Source organism: Aquimarina algiphila (assembly GCF_007489275.1).
Taxonomy (GTDB): domain Bacteria; phylum Bacteroidota; class Bacteroidia; order Flavobacteriales; family Flavobacteriaceae; genus Aquimarina; species Aquimarina algiphila.
Map to the genome: position 1 here is coordinate 20,749 of NZ_VLNR01000019.1, position 18,949 is coordinate 39,697.

Below are 18,949 nucleotides of genomic sequence, written 5' to 3' on the forward strand. Positions count from 1 at the left end.
TATAGTTTAGTTTGTTTTAGAATTACCGATAACGAAAATAAGAATTACACCTACATAAAAAGTTAACAAAAACTTAAAATAAGGAATAGTATATTTGTCTTCATTTTTGGATCAGAATGAGAAAATATATTTCAGAAGCTATAGGAACTTTTAGCATGGTATTTTGCGGTACTGGAGCTATGACTATTAATGAAGTTACAGGAGGAGATGTATCACATGTAGGTATAGCAATTACATGGGGATTGATTGTAATGGCTATGATATATGCTTTTGGTGAGATATCTGGTGCTCATTTTAACCCTGCTGTTACTATCGCTTTTGCCTATGCTAAAAAATTTGAGTGGAAAAAAGTTCCAAAATACATAATCGCACAATGTATAGGAGCCATAATAGCCAGTAGTATTTTGGCGTTTCTATTTCCAGAAAGTGAATTTCTTGGAGGCACTTTACCCAAAATAGATGACTTTAGAGCTTTTATCTTAGAATTGTTACTTACCTATTTTCTAATGGTGGTTATCATCAATGTTTCTACTGGTTCAAAAGAAACAGGAACCATGGCCGGAATGGCAATTGGAGGTGTTGTCTTACTAGAGGCTATGTTTGCAGGGCCAATAACCAATGCTTCTATGAATCCAGCAAGATCATTAGCCCCTGCTTTACTATCAGGACATTGGGAGCACCAATGGCTCTATTTTATAGCACCCGTTTTTGGCGCATTACTTGCCGTTTTAACCTGTAAATTAGTAAAACCCGATAATTGTTGTAGTGATTGTTAAGCTCTAATCATTATTTTAGCATATACCACCTAACACAAATTAATTCGTTTTAGCATATCTTTACCAAAAAGTGAAGTAAATATATAGATGAGTTTAAATTGTGAAAAGTTTTATGAGCTGGAATTTTACAATTCTTTTGTGATTGTTACCATTTTTAAAGATGTACTCCTTACCCTAGACAAAGCAAATATTGTTCGGGAAGAAATTAAATCTTATTATAAATCTAAAGATTTCATTATGATTACTAATAGGAAGTTTCGTCATGAAGTTTCTGATGAAGTATTTCGGCAAGGGCAACCTTCAAATATGAGAGGGTTGGCAATTGTATCTAAAGAAAAAACTGAACGTGATATAGCACTTATACAACAAAAGTTATATGATAAATCATTTGCTTTTTTCACCACTTTAGAAGAAGCAAAATCTTGGGCTGAAGGTTATTTTATAAACTAAATTTAATTTTGTTTAACTTTTTAGGGTTTTTTATTAAACAAAATCATCGTACTTTTACAATGTAATAATTGTACTACTATGAAAATTTATACCCTAAAAGCAAAACAAAACCTTCCCATCTCTATAGAACAAGCTTGGGATTTTTTATCAGATCCGCGAAATCTTAAAACTATTACTCCTGATTACATGGGGTTTGAAATTTTGTCTGGTGCCGACCGCCAAATGTATTCTGGGCAAATAATTCAATATATAGTCACTCCTATCTCTGGAATAAAAAATAAATGGGTCACAGAAATAACTCATGTAAAAGACAAACAATACTTTGTCGATGAACAACGTTTTGGTCCCTATGCTTTATGGCATCACAAACATTTTCTTAAAGAAATTCCTGGTGGCGTAGAAATGGAAGATATTATCGATTACAAAGTACCTTTTGGTATACTAGGCCAACTTGTACATCCATTTTTGGTAAAACCAAAACTCGAAGAGATTTTTAAATATCGAGAAAAGAAATTAATTGAATTATTTGGATCTCTAAAAACAGAAAACACTACTCAAATCTTATTTGCTTAAAACCAAAATAATGAGAAAAAATATTTTACTTATTGGAGGAAGTCATGGAATTGGTTTCGAAATAGCTCTAAAACTGTATGATCAACATAACATTTTTATTGCTTCAAGAACCTCAGAAAACTTAGGGAATTTAGAGGTAACTCATATTCCATATGACGCTTCATCCGATGAAATTGATATTACCGTTCTTCCTGATAGGATAGATGGATTTGTATATTGCCCAGGTAGTATAAACCTAAAACCTTTTAAAATGCTTACTCCAAAAGTTTTTGAGGAGGATATGCAAATTAATTTCATGTTTTTAGTTAAAATCATACATACCATACTTCCAAAACTCAAAAACTCTGAACAGGCAAGTTTAGTATTCTTTAGTACCGTAGCTGTAAAAGTTGGTATGCCTTTTCATACTAGTATTGCTGCTGCAAAAGGGGCTATAGAGGGATTTGCAAAAGCTTTAGCCGCAGAATATGCTCCGCAATTTAGAGTTAATGTCATTGCTCCCTCTCTTACAGACACTCCATTGGCTAAGCGATTATTAGGAAATGAAAAGAAGAAAGAGTTAATGGATAACAGGCATCCTATGAAACGTGTTGGTCAAGCTGAAGATATTGCAAATATCGCTGGGTTTTTATTGAGCGATGATAGCAGCTGGATTACTGGTCAAGTCATTGGTGTAGATGGTGGTATGTCTACTTTAAATATACATTAATAATGAGCAAAAAAATTGCTGTTTTTTGGTTTAGACGTGATCTTAGATTAGATGATAATATTGGACTTCTTAAAGCGTTAAAAAGTGATTATCCAGTTTTACCAATTTTCATTTTTGATACACATATATTAGAGCGACTACCAAAAAATGATGCTAGAGTCACCTTTATTTTTGAAACTTTACAAAAAATACGACAAGATCTTCAAGATAAACACAAAAGTTCTTTGGCTATTTATATGGGTACTCCTAAAATCATTTTTGAAAAATTAATTGCTCAATATGACATACAACAAGTATTCTCTAATGAAGATTATGAACCCTATGCAAAAAAAAGAGACACTGATGTTAAAAATATTTTACAGCGCAACAATATCAAATTCTACCATTATAAAGATCAGGTAATTTTTGAAAAAGATGAAATTGTAAAGGCTGATGGTAAGCCATATGTAGTATACACCCCGTATAAGAACAAATGGAAAGAAGTATTTGACCCGGTTAGACTAAAAATTCATAATACAACAAACTATCTTCATAATCTGATTAAGAATACCAATCTTCCCAATACAACACTAGAAGAATTGGGGTTTATAAAATCATCAATCATAGTACCTGATTATGATACTTCTTCAAACTTAATTCAAAACTACGAAGCTACCAGAAATTTCCCGTCAAATCATAATGGGACATCAAAAATAGGTCCTCATTTACGTTTTGGAACTGTAGGAATTAGAACTATTATAAAAAAAGCAATTGCAGAAGAGAATGAAATCTTTTGGTCAGAATTAATTTGGAGAGAGTTTTTTATGCAAATTCTTTGGCACTACCCTCATACCAAAGATGCTGCTTTCAGACCCAAATATGATCGAATTGATTGGAGAAATAATGAACAAGAGTTTAAAAGTTGGACTTTAGGACAAACAGGGTACCCTCTTGTAGATGCAGGAATGCGTCAACTTAACACCACTGGATATATGCACAATCGGGTTAGAATGGTTGTTGCTAGTTTTTTATGCAAACATTTGCTAATTGATTGGCGTTGGGGAGAAGCATATTTTGCAGAAAAACTATTGGATTATGATATGTCTGCCAATGTAGGGAATTGGCAATGGGCTGCGGGATCTGGCGTAGATGCTGCTCCTTATTTTAGAATTTTTAATCCCACTACTCAGATTACCAAATTTGACAAACAACTTATGTATATTAATACCTGGGTAAAAGATCTTAATGAATTTAGCTATCCACCACCTATAGTAGATCATAAGGTGGCTCGTGAACGTTGTTTAAAAATTTACAAAGAAGCCGTAGGCTAAAACTAAATATAACATTTCTTTACAACCTTTGGATAAAAGTTTTTTGTATTTTATTCTATTATTAATAACCTTAAAACTTTATACCAATGAATACTCAGCAAGTAGCCACTCGTCTGGTCGAACTATGTAGACTAGGAGAAAATATGCAAGCTATTAATGAATTGTATGCTCAAAATGTTGTGAGTAAAGAAATGCAAGGAATGCCAAACTCTATAACCTCTGGTATAGATGCAGTACTTAAAAAAAGTGAAGACTGGTATGCTTCAGTTGAAGAATTTCATGGTGGAGAAATATCAGATCCTCTTGTTGCAGAAAATCATTTTAGTTGTTCTATGAAAATGGACTGCACCTTTAAAGAACAAGGGCGTATGCAAATTGAAGAAGTATGTGTTTATCAAGTTGATAATGGCAAAATTACAGAAGAACAGTTTTTTTATTCAATACCAAACTAAGCAACCGCATTACAATAATCAAAAAGGTCATACATGATCAAGTTTGGCCTTTTTGATTTATAAAAACTTCATAATACGCTTTAACGCTGGGTTTCGGTTATCTTTCTTCCAAATAATAGAAAGTTCAGCTCGTTGTGATATCTTAGGAATTTCAAGAAACTTCACTTCAAAATTAAAACCTTGCTGTAATGAAGTAGGAACAATAGCTACTCCTAGCCCACTTTCTACTAACTTAAATATTGTTTGTGCGTGCACTGATTTATGAGAAACTTTAGGCGTAAAACCTTTATCTTCACAAATACTCATGATCTTATCATAATACAATGAACTATAATCAGATGAGAATAGAATAAAGTGTTCATCTGATACTTGCTTGACACTTGTGAACGTTTTAGCATCTAATTTATGATGTATTGGCAGAGCTAATGAAAAAGTGTCTGTATGCACTGTTTTCATCTCTATATCTTTAGGTACCCTGGCCAGCCTAACAAAACCTAGATCTAATTGATCTTTTTCTATAGCATCCACTTGAAAATGATTAGACATTTCTTCTAAACTAAATTGTATATCCGGATACGTAGCATTAGCCCGTATCAATAACTCCGGAATTACAGTTTGCATAGCAGAACCAAGAAAACCAATACGTATTTCACCATCACTTCCTTTATCTATAAGACGAGTTTGTTTAATCGTAAAATCAATATGATTAAAAATATAATCTAGTTCCTTTTTAAGATATTGACCAGCAACTGTTAAACTTACTTTTCTTTTATTCCTAATAAAAAGAGTAACTCCAATGATTTCTTCCATTTGCTTGATCTGTCTACTCAGTCCAGGCTGAGAAATAAACAATCTATCAGCAGCTTTTCTGAAATGTAATTCTTCGGCAACAGCCAAAAAATAAGTAAAATGACGGAGTTCTAATTGATAACTCATGGTTATTAATAATTGATTAAATAAGTATTTCTAATTATCAAAAATAGATATTAATTTAGTAGTATCTATCTATAACGTTTAGAAATATAGCTATGTCAGATACAAAACACCATTTTTCATACGGAGAAGATTACCTAACAGCAGGAATCGCAATAAAAATTGCTCAAGGAGAAATAAAAGGTATAATCTCACAATCATCTCGTGCAAAAATCCAACAAAGCAGACGTGTAGTCGAAAATATTGTTGAAAAAGGAGATCCAGTTTATGGTATTAACACTGGTTTTGGTCCTTTATGTACGACAAAAATTTCAAAAGAAGAGACCAATATTCTGCAAAATAATATTCTACAAAGTCATAGTGTTGGCGTTGGAGAACCTATTGATTTAGAAATTGCTAAACTCATGCTAATTTTAAAAGTCCAGTCTTTATCAAAAGGATATTCTGGTATTGCAGAAGAAACTTTGGATAGAATATTATACCATATTGATAATGATATTATTCCTATTGTCCCAAGTCAGGGATCAGTTGGGGCATCTGGTGATCTTGCTCCGCTCTCTCACCTATTTTTACCTTTAATTGGTTTAGGAAAAGTATCGCATAAAAAAGAGATCATATCTACAGCAGAATTATTTAAAAAAACTGGAAAACAACCACTTGACTTAGGTCCAAAGGAAGGTTTAGCTTTAATAAACGGAACGCAATTTATTGCAGCCCATGCAGTACAGGTTATAGCAAAACTACATAACTGTCTTTCACAAGCCGATATTATCGGAGCAATGATGATAGAAGGCTTACAAGGTTCTATAAAACCTTTTTATAAAGAATTACATCAATTAAGACCTTTTAAAGGTAATATTCATGTTGCTTCCAGAGTAAAATCAATGCTTAAAGGTTCAGAAATTATGGAAGATCATACAGATTGTGATCGTGTCCAGGATCCATATTCATTACGATGCATACCTCAGGTACACGGAGCTTCCAGAAATGCTTGGTTGCATCTAAAAGAACTTCTCGAGGTAGAGTTAAATTCTGTGACTGACAATCCAATAATTATAAATGAAGATCTCACAATAAGCGGAGGTAGTTTTCATGGGCAACCTCTTGCTATGGCAATCGATTATGCTTGTTTAGCCACCTCAGAAATTGGCAGTATTTCTGATCGAAGAATATATCTGGCTTTAGAAGGCAACTCCCCCGGTGTTCCTAAATTATTGATGGAAGATACAGGAATCAATTCTGGATATATGATACTACAGTATACTACAGCTGCTCTTGCAAGTGAAAATAAAGGGTTATGTTTTCCCTCTAGTGCAGATAGCATTCCTACTTCTCTAGGGCAAGAAGATCATGTAAGCATGGGATCAATTGGAGGAAGAAAAGCGTTACGGGTACTTGATAATCTAGAGAAAATATTAGCCATAGAATTGTTAACAGCCGCACAAGCATTTGAATTTAGAAAACCACTAAAATCTGGAATAATCCTAGATGAAATTCATAAAAAAATAAGAACGATAGTGCCTTTTGCTGATAAAGACCGTGTATTTGCCGATGATATTGAAAAAGGAATTGAAATGATTAAAAACAAAACCATCATCGAAGTTGCTAATCAAGTTTCGCAAAAAGAAAAATTATCATTAGAGACTCAATTTTCTAACGAATTTGAAGTATATTAAAAATGTATCACCTTGTTGTTCTATCACATGATAAACAATAAGTTATATAATAAAAAAACAACATGAAGGAATACAAATTAATAGGTCCAATTACTCAGCTTGTATCATTAGAAAAATCTAATCATAAGGGCTCAATAAAAGATGAAGACCTTATGATTATAAAGGAAGCTGGAATCTTAATCAAAGGAGATAAAATTGATACTATTGGTGCATTTTCTGATCTCAAAAATGAAATCAACCCATCACAAACAGAGCTTATAGCATTATCTTCAAAGTATACCTGCATTCCTGGATTTATAGATTGTCATACCCATATCTGTTTTTCTGGGTCTAGAGCCAGAGATTATGCTATGAGAAATTCTGGAAAGTCATATTTGGAAATTGCCAAAACTGGTGGTGGTATATGGGACACCGTAACTCAAACCAGATCAGCAAAACAAGAACAACTCACTGAAGGAGTAGTACAAAGAGCAAATAGTTTATTAAAAAATGGAATTACCACGGTTGAAGTGAAAAGTGGATATGGATTATCTATAGAGGAAGAATTGAAAATGCTACGTGCTATACAAAATGCTAATAATACTACTAAAGCTGATTTAATCTCTACATGTCTTGCCGCACACATACTTCCAAAAGATTTTAATGGTAATCATATTGCATACCTTGAAGAAATTAGTAATTCATTATTTCCCATACTAAAATCAGAAAAACTCACAAATCGTATTGATGCATTTGTAGAACAAAGTGCTTTCCTGGCTTCTGATATCTATCCGTACTTTAAAAAAGCAAAAGCCATGAATTTTGATATTACAGTTCATGCAGATCAGTTTACTCCAGGGGGTAGCGAAGTCGCAATAAAAACTGGTGCTATTAGTGCAGATCATCTCGAAGCAAGTACTCAAAACGAAATTGATATGTTAGCAAAAAGCGATGTTATTTCTGTAGCCTTACCAGGAGCTTCTATAGGTCTTGGGTGCGATTTTACTCCAGCAAGAAAGATTTTAAATGCGGGAGGAGCTTTGGCCATAGCCAGTGATTGGAATCCTGGTTCAGCACCCATGGGGGATTTATTAATGCAGGCATGTATTCTTGGCACCTTTGAAAAATTGAGCAATGCTGAACTTCTAGCTGGGATAACTTCTAGAGCTGCAGCAGCACTTAATCTAACCGATCGAGGAAGACTGGTTCCTGGTATGTTGGCAGATTTTAACCTATTTCAGACAGACCATTTTAACGAAATTTTTTACCACCAAGGTAAGCTAACCCCATCTCAAGTATGGAAAAAAGGAGACTTGGTATATCAACAATAAATTTAATTTTTATGTGAGGTCGATATCTAGAAGAATTGAGGAATACTTATAATAAAGCATATCATATTTCTACTTTGATAAATATCACGGCACATCTAATTCGAATACATCATGGCAACTTTTAAAGAACAAGTACTTCAAGGAATTCCAAAGATATTACCTACTAAAAAGTCTTTTAATCAAAACATTAGTCGCGCTCCAAAACGGAAGCAAATCCTATCTAAAGAAGAAAAAAAGCTAGCTCTTAAAAATGCGCTGCGATATTTCCCTAATCATTGGCATCAAGAACTGGCAAACGAGTTTTTAGAAGAGTTAAATGAATTTGGTCGTATCTATATGTATCGCTTCATTCCCGAATATGCGATGCATGCCCGTCCCATTGATGAATATCCCGCACAAACTAAACAAGCAAGCGGAATCATGCTCATGATTCAAAACAACTTAGACCCTTTAGTAGCACAACATCCATATGAGTTAATTACTTATGGTGGTAATGGAGCTGTTTTTCAAAATTGGGCTCAATATGTACTGACTATGCAATACCTCGCCACCATGACCGAGAAACAAACATTGCATATGTATTCTGGTCACCCTATGGGATTATTCCCTTCTTCTAAAGATGCTCCCCGAGTGGTTGTTACTAACGGTATGATGATTCCTAATTACTCTAAACCCGATGATTGGGAAAAATATAATGCTCTTGGCGTAACTCAATATGGACAAATGACAGCAGGCAGCTATATGTACATTGGTCCGCAAGGGATCGTTCACGGTACAACCATTACTGTAATGAATGCATTTAGAAAAACATTACAACCCAATGAAACTCCCGCAGGCAAAATATTTTTGACCTCAGGATTAGGAGGCATGAGTGGTGCTCAACCTAAAGCAGGAAATATTGCAGGTTGTATTACGATTTGTGCCGAAGTTAATCCAAAAGCTGCAAAAAAACGTCATGAACAAGGTTGGGTAGATGAAATTATTGATGATCTGACTGATTTAGTAACCAGAATAAGAAAAGCTATACATAGTCAAGAAATCGTTTCTATTGCATATCAAGGCAATGTTGTTGATGTTTGGGAACGGTTTTATGAAGAAAACATTCATATCCAATTAGGTTCAGATCAAACGTCTTTACATAATCCATGGTCTGGAGGATACTATCCTGCGGGGTTAAGTTATAACGATGCTAATGAGATGATTAGCACTAACCCTGAAGCTTTTAAAACCGAAGTTCAGAAATCATTACGTCGCCATACTGAAGCTATAAACAAACACACCTCCAAAGGAACTTATTTCTTTGATTATGGTAACGCATTCTTGCTTGAAGCCTCCAGAGCAGGTTCTGACGTCATGGCAAAAAATGGTATTGATTTTAAATACCCTTCTTATGTTCAGGATATTTTGGGCCCCATGTGCTTTGATTATGGATTTGGTCCATTTAGATGGGTATGTACATCGGGCAAATCAGAAGATCTGGACAAAACTGATCAGATTGCACTTACTGTAATGGAATCTATTAAAAAAGTTTCTCCTCCAGAAATACAACAACAAATGCAAGATAATATCACATGGATAAGAGAAGCAAAACAAAATAAACTTGTGGTTGGGTCTCAAGCTCGTATTTTATACGCAGATGCAGAAGGTAGGATCAAAATAGCTCAAGCTTTTAATACAGCAATACAAACTGGAGAAATATCAGCACCTGTAGTTCTGGGAAGAGATCATCATGATGTTAGTGGTACAGACTCCCCATATCGGGAAACCAGTAATATTTATGATGGTAGTAAATTTACCGCAGATATGGCAATTCATAATGTAATTGGAGATAGTTTTAGAGGAGCCACATGGGTTTCTATTCATAACGGTGGTGGTGTTGGCTGGGGAGAAGTTATTAATGGAGGATTTGGACTATTACTGGATGGATCTAATGAAGCTTCAGAAAAATTAGAGCGTATGTTATTTTATGATGTAAATAACGGAATTTCAAGAAGAAGCTGGGCGCGTAACGAAGAAGCATTATTTGCTATAAAAAGAGAAATGAAACGTACTCCACAACTGAAAGTTACACTACCCAACATTGTCGAAGACGAAGTACTATCTGATATTATATAAAAGATTGATCAAATCATAATAGAATTTAAGATGAAAAACTATAAAAAAACTGATACAACACTTTGGACCGGTCGTATCTCTGATGATCAATTATACCTACATGAAAAAATAAAATGTGTTAACCTTGAAAACGAGATACTATCAAAACCCAAGAAACAATCTTTTACTCTTTTAGGATATACTTGCGATGAAGGTGTCAAAAGAAATCACGGAAGAATTGGCGCTGTAAAAGGCCCTGATCATATAAGAAAGATGTTGGCAACACTTTCTAATCATTTTAATGATCAAATAGATATTCTCGATGTAGGCAATATTACTTGTGAACAAGGAAATCTTGAAGATACACAACTAGAGACTTCAAACATTATTGCTTCACTTTTACAACATCAAAATTTTCCCATTATTTTGGGAGGAGGTCATGATTTAGCTTATGCCCACTATAATGGAATCAAAAAGCAATTTCCAAATAAAAAAATTGGAATCATAAATCTCGACGCACATTTCGATCTTAGAAAAACTACAAATCAAGGCACTTCTGGAACTCCTTTCTATCAAATTTCAAAAGAAAATGATTCATTCAATTATTTGTGCCTGGGAATCCAAAAAGCCTCAAATAACAAAGAGCTTTATAAAATTGCTAACGAATTAAATGTTCAATATCTAGAGAACACAGAATATACAATTCAAAACAAAAATAACATAGCTACAGTAGTTCAAAATTTTATTGCAAAAGTGGATTACATATATCTTACTATAGATCTAGATGGTTTTTCTTCTGCTCTTGCTCCTGGAGTTAGTGCACCTTCTCCATTTGGTTTTTCTGTTGATATCGCAATGGAAACTATAAAATGGATTTGTAACTCTACAAAACTAATTAGTGCCGATATTGTAGAATTTAATCCAAAATATGACATTGATAATTGTACTGCTCGATTAGCATCCAGGTTAGTTAATCATATTATAGAGTGTATGATTGATGAATAATTTTTACAACAGAGACTATCCAAAAGCAATAAAGACCGAAGAGAAATAATTACACAAACAACTCTCTAATACCGAATTTCAAATCTCAGGAACTCAAATAAAATATATTGGAGAAAAACATGCCTTATATCTAATTTTTAAAGAAGATACCAATACTGCATTGGGATATTGATTGGTTTACCATATAATCAAATAGTAGGGCATCTATTAATCTTCTCCCACCTACTCCTTTTTCATATAAAAATAACCCTTCAAATATGCGAGATGAAGGGTTTTTAGGGCAAAAAAAACAAAACTTTCTACTGTATCTTAAAAATGCTTATAAACGGTACCAAAGCAAAGTACGATAAGCTTATTTAAGAAAAATCTATTCTTATTATTACTTACGAATCGCATAGCTAGAAGCTTGGGGGAGTTCTTTCAAAAAATTAACGATACTCATAAAATTGAGCCCGAATGTTGAATAAAAGTGATTCATGACGATGTGATTTAAGGTTAACTAGCACTAACATAATCACTTATTAACAATAATACAAGAAAAATGTTTATTATTTGTTAATAATTTGTTGAAATTAAATAAAACAACGATAAAAAACATTTTTATTATCAAAAATAAAAATATTAGAAGGTAAAAACTCACTTTTAATGTTAATAACTATGTTGATAACCCCGTTAACTACTGCTCATCAAGGGTTTACAAATCAATCAGTTAACAAAAAAGTGTAAAAAAGCATTTATAAACAAATTCAAACTTTTGTCTAAATTGCAAACATGAAATCTGCCACCGTTAAAGAGATTAAAACAGAACTAAATGAATGTTCTCACCAAGATCTGATAGAACTATGTCTTAGGCTATCGAGATTTAAAAAAGAAAATAAAGAGTTACTTACTTATTTATTATTTGAATCTGGAAATGAGGATCAATATATCGAGAATGTGAAAAATGAGGTAGATGAACAATTCACAATAATCAATATAACATCATATTATTTTATCAAAAAAAGCGTTCGTAAAATTTTACGTACAATTAAAAAATATATTCGATACTCAAAGAATAAAGAAACCGAAATAGAACTACTTCTTTATTTCTGTAAAAAACTCAAAGATTTCGAACCTTCTATAACAAGCAATTCTGTTCTCATGAATATTCATAACCGAGAAATAGCATCGATCAAAAAAAAAATAACCTTATTACATGAAGATCTTCAATATGATTATAAATTAGAATTGCAGAATCTTTACTTCTAAATATTACACAGAGCACTAACCATACAATTGTTAAGTGTAATAATCAATTATTTCTAAAATGATTCATTTTTATCATGTTACAAATAATAAATGATCTAGATTTGTGTTTAGAATTAACAACTAAAGAGCATTAAGTAATGATCATTTAAGTATTTGGTATTATCTTTGTCTCTTATTAACTAATTTAAATTATCACAATGAACAAAGGAACAGTAAAATTCTTCAATGATGCAAAAGGGTTTGGATTCATTACAGAAGAAGATTCAAACAAAGAACATTTTGTACACATCTCAGGATTAATTGACGAAATTCGTGAAGGAGACGCAGTTGAATTTGATTTGCAAGAAGGTAAAAAAGGATTGAACGCGGTAAACGTGAAAGTATTATAAGATATACTATTTGATTTTTTAAAGTATTAAACCTGTCTGATTTGACAGGTTTTTTTATTCTAAATGATTTATTTCTATCAAATACCTAACTTATTCAAACATAAGTGATACAAATTCGGCAACACAGGCTGGTTTTTCTATATTCTCAATTTCGACTGAACACCCCCATGTGATTTTCAACCCATTAGTACCATACGCTTCAATTTTAGTTATTTTACTATGCAGTCGTAAACGGCTATCAACAGGCACCGGGTGAGGAAAACGTACTTTATTTAGACCATAGTTTACTCCCATAACCAAACTTTCTACAATAACAAGGTCCATAAGCATTTTTGAAAGCAAAGAGACAGATAGAAATCCATGGGCAATTGGTTTCTTAAAAGGAGATTCTTTTGCTGTTCTTTTAACATCAACATGTACCCATTGAAAATCCTGGGTGGCTTCTGCAAAAGTATTGATCATTTCTTGAGTGACTAGTACCCAATTACCTGTTGGTAATGGTTTGCCTTCATTCTTTTTAAAATCTTCGAAATTTTTACACTTTAATTTTCCCATATTATTGAATTACTTGAAGAACATTAGTTTCAAATCATCTTGAAACTCCCCCATCAATTGTCAAACAAATACCTGAAACATAAGAAGCTTCATCTGATGCCAAATACAAATATCCATGCGCTATATCCATTGGAGTAGCTGCTTTTTGTAATGGTATTTGCTTTTTAATTCCTTCCAGATGCTCTTCAGGAATTTGTTCTGTCATTTCTGTGAGTGTAAAACCCGGGGCTAACGCATTGGCGGTAATACCATATTTTCCAAGCTCTACAGTCCAAGTTTTGGACATAGCAATGACACCTGCTTTTGTAGCCGAATAATTTGTTTGTCCAAAATTACCTCGTAAACCTACATTAGAAGCAGCAGAAACAATACGACCATAGTTTGTGTCTTTCATATACTTCGAGATGACTTGAGTACAAAGAAAAACGCCTTTTAAATTCACCTCAATCACAGCATCCCATTCTGATTCACTTATATTATGTAATGTACGATCCTTGGTAATACCAGCATTATTAATTAAAATATCAATCTTACCATAAGCTTTAAAAATCCTTTCGGCTTCTTTTTCTATCGCAACCTTATCTGTTACCGAAATTTTAGTAAATTCGGCTGTATTTCCTTTTTCGCTAATTTCTTTAGCCGTTTTCTCACCATCTGCCAACAGATCCCAAATAATTACTATTGCTCCTTGTTTTGCAAATAAATCAGAAACGGCCTTTCCTATTCCTCTAGCTCCTCCTGTAACTATTGCTACTTTATTTTTTAATCTCATTTTTATTATCTTTTAACTCATACTAAGAGCATTGTATAACTATCTTACCTTTAACCTCTCTATTTATCATTGCTTTTAATGCACTTGACGAATCCTCTAAAGGGTAAATTTTATGAATATGAGGTTTTAGCTTACCTTCTGCATGCCACTGCATAAGTTCCATAGTATTTTGCATATTCTTTTTAGGGGTTTTTACAGCAAAACTCCCCCAAAAAACACCGACAATTGAGCAACCTTTTAAAAGAGCAAGATTAAGCGGTATCTTAGGGATACTTCCTGCAGCAAAACCTACTACCAAATAACGCCCATCCCAAGCCATTCCGCGAATAGCCATTTCAGAATATTCTCCTCCAACCGGATCATATATGACATCAACTCCTTTTCCGTTTGTTAATTCTTTAATTTTTAATTTCAGGTCTTTATCTGTATAATTTATAATTTCATCGGCTCCATATGCTGCACACAACTGTAGTTTTTGATCATTAGAAGCCGCTGCAATTACTTTTGCTCCCATAAGCTTCCCTAATTCTACCGCTGCCAAACCCACACCTCCTGAGGCTCCTAATACCAAAAGTGTTTCTCCTGATTGAAGATCAGCTCTGTCTTTTAATGCATGATAAGAGGTGCCATATGCCATCATAAAAGAAGCGGCAATAGGGAAATCCATCATAGGTGGCTTCTTAAAACATGCATTTCCAGGAACAGCTACCTCTTCTGCATATCCACCATGCATTACAAATCCAAAAACTTCATCTCCTGATTTTACATGAGTGATGTTTGCTCCTACTTCTTTTACAATTCCTGCAATATCACTTCCTGGAGTGAAAGGTAACTCTGGTTTAAATTGATATAACCCTTGAATAATTAATGTATCTGGAAAATTGACTCCGCAAGCTTTTACCTGAACAATAACTTCGTTTTCTTTGGGAGTTAAATCATCTAATTCTTCAAACACTAATGCTGAAGGAGGACCGAATTGTTTACAAACAATAGCTTTCATCTAGTTTATTTTTATAACCTCTATTCTTCAATTACCTTTAATACTAATTTCCCTTTCTTATCTCCAGAAAACAATCGCAAAAACGTTTCATGAAAGTTTTCTATACCATCATAAATATCTTCTTTACTTTTTAATTTTCCTTGTGCAATCCATCCTCCCATTTGCATAGCGGCTTTAGCATAATCTTTAGCATAATCCATTACTAATATCCCTTGCATAGTTGCACGATTAACCAATAATGATAAATAATTCGCTGGTCCTTTTATAGCTTCTTTATTATTATATTGCGAAATAGCCCCACAGATAATAACACGAGCATTAAGACGTAATCGACTTAAAGCTGCATCTAAAATTTCTCCTCCAACATTATCAAAATACACATCAAGCCCTTTTGGACATTCACGTTTTAGGGCTTCGTATATATTCTCTGATTTATAATCAATAGCACTATCAAACCCCAACTCATCAATAAGATATTTACATTTTTCTTTACCTCCTGCAATACCAATAACACGGCATCCTTTTATTTTAGCAATCTGCCCAACAATACTTCCAACAGCTCCTGCCGCTCCTGAAACCAATACAATATCACCTTCTTTAATTTTCCCTGCCTCCAAAATTCCAAAATATGCTGTCATTCCTGGCATTCCCAACGTCCCTATATACATAGGCAAAGGAGCTAAATTTGGATCAACAGGGTACCAATTCTCACCATTCGTTACTACATATTGCTGTACACCACCCCAACCAGTTAAATAATCTCCTTCTTTGTACTTTGGGTGATTATTTACTTTAATAACTTTACCCACAGAGCCAGCTCTCATAACATCATCAATTTGTATAGGTTCTATATATGATTTGGCATCATTCATCCAACCACGCATCGCCGGATCTAACGATACATAATGTTGCTGAATAAGCACTTCTCCTTCTTTAAGCTCTGGAATGGGATTAGATTGTAATTCCCAAGTATCAGAAGCAGGAAGACCTACTGGGCGTTTCTTAAATATCAATTGTCTATTCATAATTTTTTCTTTTGTAGTTAGTCAAGTATATTTTTATAATGAAGTTCCTCCGTCTAAGGTTATTGTTTGTCCTGTAATAAATTTTGTGTTATCCGAAGCTAACCAAACCACGGCATCAGCAATTTCCTCTGCTTGACCATATCGTTTCATTGGAATTACACTTTTTAATCGTTGATCCATATCTGGTCGAACAGAAAGCAATTTATCTAATAAAGCAGATTCTGTATACCCAGGACATACAGCATTAATACGGATATTCTTTGTTGCATATTCTAAGGCAGCAGATTTTGTCATACCAACCACTGCAAATTTACTTGCACAATATGACAGGTTATTAAGCGAAGCTTTTAAACCTGCTAAAGAGGCTATATTTACAATGTTTCCCCCTCCTTGCTTTACCATCTGTTTTAATGCTGATTTCATACAATAAAAAACTCCAGTTTGGTTCACAGCAATCACGCTATCCCAATCTTCTAAGGTATAATCTGCTGTTCTCGTCATATGTTTTGGGCCAATCCCGGCGTTATTTACCATTATGTCTAATCGCCCATATTTTGATACGGTTTTGGTAATAAGTTGTTCTACCTCATCAATCTGAGTTACATTAGCTGCTATTACTGTTGCATCACTTCCTTGTTCAAGGATCTCTTTGGCAATTTTTTGTGCTTTTTCTTCCTTAATATCAGAAACTACGACTATAGCTTGATGTTTGGCAAAATGTTTAGCCGTTGCAGCACCAATACCAGAACCAGCACCGGTCACAATTACTATTTTATCTTTTACTTCCATATCCTTAAAATTAAAATCAATAGTCTTTTTATTTAAACATTTACAGCAATATACTTTTATAATTTAATCTCTTCTAACCCTTCATATTGATCTATAATTGCAGGATAATGTTCTTTCATATTATTAAAAATAAAATCAAGGGGTACATCTTCAAAATGGCCATAATCATCAAGATATTCCATAAAAACATTTCCTGCGTTATTGAATTCCTGAAACATAGAGTCATTTTCTCCATCAAAATCAAGAGGAGCTACATTACATTTTCTGCATAATGCTTTATTAAAAGCGGGTGATACTTTCAACCATTTACCATCAAGAAATACATTTACCATTCCGTGAGGAGTCAATTCATTTGTCCCGAATTTTTCTATTAATCGTTCTACTCCGATATGGTTTTTCACTTTTGCCAGATGAATTCTTGCTGGTATTTTTACTGCTCTCAAACACGCTATCAAAAGGATAGATTTATCCACACAATGGCCTTTTGGTCTTTGTGCAATATTACTTGCTATATACCCTTCTTTTATAAGACTTATCTGATATGGATCATACCTCCATTCATCTCTTATTTTAAGATATAGTCCAATAGCTTTTTCTTTTGGAGTTAACGTATCAGTTTTAAATTCTTTGACTAGCTCCTGAATTTTATCAGTTTCATAATCAAAATAATATGTAGAAGCTAAATAATCCATTTTTTCTTCTTTTTTAAACTTCATCTAAGGGTTGTAACATCAATAAAGTTAATATTCTTATTAATCTATTTTATTTTTCTGAATCGCTTGTAAGGCTAGATTACAAAGTAACTCGGCTGCCTTATTTAATTGTGCAAAACGAGGATCTGTCGTTAAACCTTTGTTATATCTGTAATAAATCTGTTGTGCGATTACTGCTATTTTAAAAAGGCCAAATACATAGTAAAACACTAAGTGATCCACATCTCTTCCACTTTTTTGAATATATAGTGCTACAATCTCACTTCTTCCTGGATTACCATCCATAATTGTTGGTGACGGAATTCCTTGCTGAACAAAAGGATGATCTGTTGCCATTGTCCAATACCCCAATGACGTTCCTAAGTCCATTAAAGGGTCACCAAGGGTAGCCATTTCCCAATCTAATACTGCTATTACTTCTTTCCAGCTATCATCTTTAAAAACAACATTATCATACTTAAAATCATTATGAACTAAACTGTGTCGATATATTTTTGGCTGATTTTCCTCCATCCATCGCATTACTTTTTCAGCTGCGGGAACATCATCGGTAGCTGCTTTTAGATACTGTTTCCCCCAATTCAAGACCTGACGTTGTACATATCCATCAGGTTTTCCAAGATCTTCAAGTCCGACAGTTTTGTAATCTATCGCATGAAGTGCCACAAACGTATCTAACCAAGAATCTGCAATAGTCTTAAAACTATCTGGAGAAATATTTCTTTTTTTAGCTTCATTAACATTAAGGATAATACCATCTATTTTTTCCATAATATAGAATGGACTTCCAAGAATACTTTCATCATCAGTAAATGCAAACATTTTTGGAACTTTGGGGAAAGTCACGTAGATACCCGATTGCACTTTAAATTCACGTCCCATATCATGACCTCTTTTTATGGCTCCAAAAGGAGGGCGACGTAGTACATATTCTTTACTCTCAATTTGTAGCAAATAAGTAAGGTTAGAATACCCATGTGTAAATTGAGTTACTTGCCAATCGCTTTGATGACTATCTATAAGCCCTTCTTTCTGAAGAAACATTTTTAACGTTTTCTCGTTTAATTCTTCTCCTTTACGTACGTTTTGCATTGTGTTAGATTAATTAAAGGTATTCGACATGCTGCTTTAGACTAACAATTTGGTTTTTTATTTGTATATCATTTTAAA

The 18,949-nt window shown here is 33.5% G+C and carries 20 protein-coding genes; 12 read left to right on the forward strand and 8 right to left on the reverse strand.

Annotated elements, in window-relative coordinates; all coding sequences use genetic code 11:
- Positions 1–116: 116 nt before the first annotated feature.
- From FOF46_RS10900 to FOF46_RS10925, 6 genes are all read left to right on the forward strand, one after another.
- Complete coding sequence (locus FOF46_RS10900) at positions 117–776, forward strand: MIP/aquaporin family protein (RefSeq protein ID WP_109437729.1); 660 nt, start codon at positions 117–119, stop codon at positions 774–776.
- An 87-nt stretch (positions 777–863) separates the two neighbouring features.
- On the forward strand, positions 864–1,226 hold the full coding sequence (locus FOF46_RS10905) for a hypothetical protein (protein WP_109437730.1): 363 nt from the start codon (positions 864–866) through the stop codon (positions 1,224–1,226).
- A 78-nt stretch (positions 1,227–1,304) separates the two neighbouring features.
- The gene (locus FOF46_RS10910) at positions 1,305–1,799 is read left to right on the forward strand and encodes an SRPBCC family protein (RefSeq protein ID WP_109437731.1); all 495 of its coding nucleotides are present in this window, start codon (positions 1,305–1,307) and stop codon (positions 1,797–1,799) included.
- Positions 1,800–1,809: 10 nt separating this feature from the next.
- Positions 1,810–2,508, forward strand: coding sequence for an SDR family NAD(P)-dependent oxidoreductase (locus FOF46_RS10915; RefSeq protein WP_109437732.1), 699 nt, complete (start codon positions 1,810–1,812; stop codon positions 2,506–2,508).
- Between the two features lie 2 nt (positions 2,509–2,510).
- Complete coding sequence (locus FOF46_RS10920; protein WP_143916484.1) at positions 2,511–3,818, forward strand: cryptochrome/photolyase family protein; 1,308 nt, start codon at positions 2,511–2,513, stop codon at positions 3,816–3,818.
- 86 nt (positions 3,819–3,904) lie between these two features.
- Positions 3,905–4,270: a SnoaL-like domain-containing protein gene (locus FOF46_RS10925; protein WP_109437734.1), complete on the forward strand. Its 366-nt coding sequence runs from the start codon at positions 3,905–3,907 to the stop codon at positions 4,268–4,270.
- 57 nt (positions 4,271–4,327) lie between these two features.
- Here FOF46_RS10925 and FOF46_RS10930 read toward each other — a convergent pair whose 3' ends face one another.
- Positions 4,328–5,206 (reverse strand): LysR family transcriptional regulator, encoded by an 879-nt coding sequence (locus tag FOF46_RS10930; RefSeq protein ID WP_143916485.1) that lies wholly within the window; start codon positions 5,204–5,206, stop codon positions 4,328–4,330.
- A gap of 92 nt (positions 5,207–5,298) precedes the next feature.
- Between FOF46_RS10930 and hutH the strand changes: the two genes are divergently transcribed.
- The 6 genes from hutH to FOF46_RS10960 all read left to right on the forward strand — a co-directional run bounded on the left by hutH (position 5,299) and on the right by FOF46_RS10960 (position 12,925).
- Positions 5,299–6,879 carry a histidine ammonia-lyase gene (gene hutH, locus FOF46_RS10935; RefSeq protein ID WP_143916486.1) on the forward strand — a complete coding sequence of 527 codons (1,581 nt, stop codon included), beginning with the start codon at positions 5,299–5,301 and terminating at the stop codon, positions 6,877–6,879.
- Positions 6,880–6,941: 62 nt separating this feature from the next.
- On the forward strand, positions 6,942–8,189 hold the full coding sequence (gene hutI, locus FOF46_RS10940; RefSeq protein ID WP_143916487.1) for an imidazolonepropionase: 1,248 nt from the start codon (positions 6,942–6,944) through the stop codon (positions 8,187–8,189).
- A gap of 111 nt (positions 8,190–8,300) precedes the next feature.
- Positions 8,301–10,304 carry a urocanate hydratase gene (locus FOF46_RS10945; RefSeq protein WP_143916488.1) on the forward strand — a complete coding sequence of 668 codons (2,004 nt, stop codon included), beginning with the start codon at positions 8,301–8,303 and terminating at the stop codon, positions 10,302–10,304.
- A gap of 30 nt (positions 10,305–10,334) precedes the next feature.
- Positions 10,335–11,288, forward strand: coding sequence for a formimidoylglutamase (hutG, locus tag FOF46_RS10950; protein WP_143916489.1), 954 nt, complete (start codon positions 10,335–10,337; stop codon positions 11,286–11,288).
- A gap of 771 nt (positions 11,289–12,059) precedes the next feature.
- Positions 12,060–12,536: a hypothetical protein gene (locus FOF46_RS10955; protein ID WP_109437739.1), complete on the forward strand. Its 477-nt coding sequence runs from the start codon at positions 12,060–12,062 to the stop codon at positions 12,534–12,536.
- 197 nt (positions 12,537–12,733) lie between these two features.
- Positions 12,734–12,925, forward strand: coding sequence for a cold-shock protein (locus FOF46_RS10960; protein ID WP_103068606.1), 192 nt, complete (start codon positions 12,734–12,736; stop codon positions 12,923–12,925).
- 90 nt (positions 12,926–13,015) lie between these two features.
- Here the strand turns inward: FOF46_RS10960 and FOF46_RS10965 are convergent, their stop codons facing one another.
- Genes FOF46_RS10965 through FOF46_RS10995 form a run of 7 tightly spaced genes read right to left on the reverse strand, consistent with a single transcriptional unit; the run spans position 13,016 to position 18,871 of the window.
- The gene (locus FOF46_RS10965) at positions 13,016–13,480 is read right to left on the reverse strand and encodes a MaoC family dehydratase (RefSeq protein ID WP_143916490.1); all 465 of its coding nucleotides are present in this window, start codon (positions 13,478–13,480) and stop codon (positions 13,016–13,018) included.
- Between the two features lie 34 nt (positions 13,481–13,514).
- Positions 13,515–14,252: a 3-oxoacyl-ACP reductase FabG gene (gene fabG / locus FOF46_RS10970; protein WP_143916491.1), complete on the reverse strand. Its 738-nt coding sequence runs from the start codon at positions 14,250–14,252 to the stop codon at positions 13,515–13,517.
- Between the two features lie 22 nt (positions 14,253–14,274).
- A complete protein-coding gene (locus FOF46_RS10975; protein ID WP_109437742.1) occupies positions 14,275–15,252 on the reverse strand; it encodes an NADPH:quinone oxidoreductase family protein in 978 nt (325 codons plus the stop codon).
- A gap of 20 nt (positions 15,253–15,272) precedes the next feature.
- Positions 15,273–16,280 (reverse strand): NADP-dependent oxidoreductase, encoded by a 1,008-nt coding sequence (locus FOF46_RS10980; protein WP_143916492.1) that lies wholly within the window; start codon positions 16,278–16,280, stop codon positions 15,273–15,275.
- Between the two features lie 30 nt (positions 16,281–16,310).
- Positions 16,311–17,066: an SDR family NAD(P)-dependent oxidoreductase gene (locus FOF46_RS10985; RefSeq protein WP_143916493.1), complete on the reverse strand. Its 756-nt coding sequence runs from the start codon at positions 17,064–17,066 to the stop codon at positions 16,311–16,313.
- A gap of 56 nt (positions 17,067–17,122) precedes the next feature.
- Positions 17,123–17,782, reverse strand: a complete 660-nt coding sequence (locus FOF46_RS10990) for a transglutaminase-like domain-containing protein (RefSeq protein WP_333968510.1) — start codon at positions 17,780–17,782, stop codon at positions 17,123–17,125.
- Between the two features lie 36 nt (positions 17,783–17,818).
- Positions 17,819–18,871 carry a phosphotransferase family protein gene (locus FOF46_RS10995; protein WP_143916494.1) on the reverse strand — a complete coding sequence of 351 codons (1,053 nt, stop codon included), beginning with the start codon at positions 18,869–18,871 and terminating at the stop codon, positions 17,819–17,821.
- Positions 18,872–18,949 lie beyond the last annotated feature (78 nt).

What these genes read in the sequence shown, in the direction of transcription:
- FOF46_RS10900 (WP_109437729.1), top strand. Translation starts at nt 117, where the DNA reads ATGAGAAAATATATTTCAGAAGCTATAGGAACTTTTAGCATGGTATTT.
- FOF46_RS10905 (WP_109437730.1), top strand. Translation starts at nt 864, where the DNA reads ATGAGTTTAAATTGTGAAAAGTTTTATGAGCTGGAATTTTACAATTCT.
- FOF46_RS10910 (WP_109437731.1), top strand. Translation starts at nt 1,305, where the DNA reads ATGAAAATTTATACCCTAAAAGCAAAACAAAACCTTCCCATCTCTATA.
- FOF46_RS10915 (WP_109437732.1), top strand. Translation starts at nt 1,810, where the DNA reads ATGAGAAAAAATATTTTACTTATTGGAGGAAGTCATGGAATTGGTTTC.
- FOF46_RS10920 (WP_143916484.1), top strand. Translation starts at nt 2,511, where the DNA reads ATGAGCAAAAAAATTGCTGTTTTTTGGTTTAGACGTGATCTTAGATTA.
- FOF46_RS10925 (WP_109437734.1), top strand. Translation starts at nt 3,905, where the DNA reads ATGAATACTCAGCAAGTAGCCACTCGTCTGGTCGAACTATGTAGACTA.
- FOF46_RS10930 (WP_143916485.1), bottom strand. Translation starts at nt 5,206, where the DNA reads ATGAGTTATCAATTAGAACTCCGTCATTTTACTTATTTTTTGGCTGTT.
- hutH (WP_143916486.1), top strand. Translation starts at nt 5,299, where the DNA reads ATGTCAGATACAAAACACCATTTTTCATACGGAGAAGATTACCTAACA.
- hutI (WP_143916487.1), top strand. Translation starts at nt 6,942, where the DNA reads ATGAAGGAATACAAATTAATAGGTCCAATTACTCAGCTTGTATCATTA.
- FOF46_RS10945 (WP_143916488.1), top strand. Translation starts at nt 8,301, where the DNA reads ATGGCAACTTTTAAAGAACAAGTACTTCAAGGAATTCCAAAGATATTA.
- hutG (WP_143916489.1), top strand. Translation starts at nt 10,335, where the DNA reads ATGAAAAACTATAAAAAAACTGATACAACACTTTGGACCGGTCGTATC.
- FOF46_RS10955 (WP_109437739.1), top strand. Translation starts at nt 12,060, where the DNA reads ATGAAATCTGCCACCGTTAAAGAGATTAAAACAGAACTAAATGAATGT.
- FOF46_RS10960 (WP_103068606.1), top strand. Translation starts at nt 12,734, where the DNA reads ATGAACAAAGGAACAGTAAAATTCTTCAATGATGCAAAAGGGTTTGGA.
- FOF46_RS10965 (WP_143916490.1), bottom strand. Translation starts at nt 13,480, where the DNA reads ATGGGAAAATTAAAGTGTAAAAATTTCGAAGATTTTAAAAAGAATGAA.
- fabG (WP_143916491.1), bottom strand. Translation starts at nt 14,252, where the DNA reads ATGAGATTAAAAAATAAAGTAGCAATAGTTACAGGAGGAGCTAGAGGA.
- FOF46_RS10975 (WP_109437742.1), bottom strand. Translation starts at nt 15,252, where the DNA reads ATGAAAGCTATTGTTTGTAAACAATTCGGTCCTCCTTCAGCATTAGTG.
- FOF46_RS10985 (WP_143916493.1), bottom strand. Translation starts at nt 17,066, where the DNA reads ATGGAAGTAAAAGATAAAATAGTAATTGTGACCGGTGCTGGTTCTGGT.
- FOF46_RS10990 (WP_333968510.1), bottom strand. Translation starts at nt 17,782, where the DNA reads ATGAAGTTTAAAAAAGAAGAAAAAATGGATTATTTAGCTTCTACATAT.
- FOF46_RS10995 (WP_143916494.1), bottom strand. Translation starts at nt 18,871, where the DNA reads ATGCAAAACGTACGTAAAGGAGAAGAATTAAACGAGAAAACGTTAAAA.